Annotated in this window: 1 rRNA gene; it reads right to left on the bottom strand. The window is 43.3% G+C overall.

The features are described from left to right. Nucleotides 1-216: 216 nt before the first annotated feature. Nucleotides 217-328: ribosomal RNA gene (rrf, locus tag BLL41_RS22260) — 5S ribosomal RNA — on the bottom strand; the annotation flags it as partial.

Raw genomic sequence — 328 nt, 5'->3', positions numbered from 1 at the left:
TCGTCCTGAGCCAGGATCAAACTCTCCGATAAAGTAGTTTGACTGACTACGCACATCGCTGTGCGATTTATAAAAAATGAATTAACAGGTACGTTTTGTCTTGTTTAGTTTTCAAAGATCATTTTTTGTTCGCTTTGTTAAAGCAACTTTATTAGTATACAACGTCGCTTCTTCAAAGTCAACAGCTTTTTTGAAAAATTACACTAACGTGCAATTGCTTGGCGGCGTCCTACTCTCACAGGGGGAAACCCCCGACTACCATCGGCGCTGAAGAGCTTAACTTCCGTGTTCGGTATGGGAACGGGTGTGACCTCTTCGCTATCGCCAC

Source organism: Bacillus sp. FMQ74 (assembly GCF_001875785.1).
Classification (GTDB): Bacteria; Bacillota; Bacilli; order Bacillales; family Bacillaceae; genus Bacillus; species Bacillus stercoris.
This window is presented reverse-complemented; position numbering and strand designations above follow the sequence as displayed.